The organism is Corallococcus sp. AB049A (assembly GCF_003668885.1).
Taxonomy (GTDB): domain Bacteria; phylum Myxococcota; class Myxococcia; order Myxococcales; family Myxococcaceae; genus Corallococcus; species Corallococcus interemptor.
Window position 1 is genome coordinate 1 of the sequence record NZ_RAWL01000799.1, and the last position, 1,273, is coordinate 1,273.

A 1,273-nucleotide genomic window follows, 5' to 3' on the forward strand; every position below is an offset into this window, starting at 1 on the left:
GTGTGTGGTGGCGATGGACTCCGGGTGGAACTGGACGCCCCAGCGGGGGAGGGTGGCGTGGCGCAGGGCCATGAGGACGCCGTCGGGGGTCCAGCCGGTCTCCACCAGGTCTTCGGGCAGGGGGCGGGCGAGGCAGAGCGAGTGGTAGCGCACCACCTGGAAGTCCTGCGGAAGGCCCTGGAAGAGGTCCGTCCCGGTGTGGCGCACGGGGCTCAGCCGTCCGTGCATGACCTCGGGGGCGTGCTGGATGCGTGCCCCGTGGACGTGGCCCAGGCCCTGATGCCCCAGGCAGACGCCCAGGATGGGGACGTCCGCTTCGAGGAGTGCGTCGCGGCAGACGCCGAAGTCCGCCGGGTGGTCGGGCCGCCCCGGGCCTGGAGAGATGACGATGTTGTCGAACGCGAGCTCGCGCAGCTCCCGCCATGGGCGCTCGTCGTTGCGCACGACGAGGGGCTCGGTCCCTCCGACCTCCGCCAACAGTTGGAAGAGGTTGAAGGTGAACGAGTCGTGGTTGTCGATGAGGAGCGTCCGCTGCCGCACGGCGCGCACCTTACCCCTCGACGGGCGCCGGGAAGGCGCCGTTTCGAGCACGGCCGCCCGGTGGCCGTACCTGGCGCGCGCTGGTGCCTCGCTTGGGCTGCGGGGTCTGCTATCTTTCTTCCCATCGCACGAGTGGCGGAACTGGCAGACGCAGCGGACTTAAAATCCGCTGACTCGCAAGGGTCGTCCGGGTTCGATCCCCGGCTCGTGCAATTCTAACAGTGACTCACGGAAGTCAGAGCAGAGGGCGTTGGCAAGGGGCCGTCCTCGGCTGAGGTACATGGTCCGCGACCTCGGTCCCCATGCATTTGGGCAACCGCGTGGCATAGGCGCTGCTCGCGTCACGACCCAAGAAGAAGTAGGGCCGTACATGAGCAGATGGCCGATCGGCGCTGGAAACCCTTCTCTTCCACCTCGTCGCGAGTCAAGAGGCGCCGGAAGTTCTGGAGCAAGGCAAAGAGTCGCTCCACCTTCTAGCGCCGACGGTATTGACGCAGCTCAAGCCCATCTTGGGTCTTTGGCTTACGCCTTCGGCGACGCGGGGTAATCAGCGTCACTCCCTGTTGGTGCCACAGTCGCTCGTCGAGATTGTCGGCGTCTTAGGCCCATCCCTTTAAACATCTTGCTCGACGTAGTCGACGGTGCCGGCAGCGAGGACGCGTGATGTCGCGACCTGTCGGCGCACCTCGCTTCCTGGCGCGTAGCCCTTCTGCTTCCTTGGCTTCGGCCCGCG

Annotated in this window: 1 protein-coding gene and 1 tRNA gene; one reads left to right on the forward strand and one right to left on the reverse strand. The window is 66.7% G+C overall.

Features of this window, described 5'->3' with window-relative positions; all coding sequences use genetic code 11:
- On the reverse strand, positions 1 to 549 hold a 549-nt coding region (locus D7X55_RS39475; RefSeq protein ID WP_147470426.1), incomplete at its 3' end, for an aminodeoxychorismate/anthranilate synthase component II.
- A 117-nt stretch (positions 550 to 666) separates the two neighbouring features.
- Between D7X55_RS39475 and D7X55_RS39480 the strand changes: the two genes are divergently transcribed.
- Positions 667 to 752: transfer RNA gene (locus D7X55_RS39480), tRNA-Leu, on the forward strand.
- Positions 753 to 1,273 lie beyond the last annotated feature (521 nt).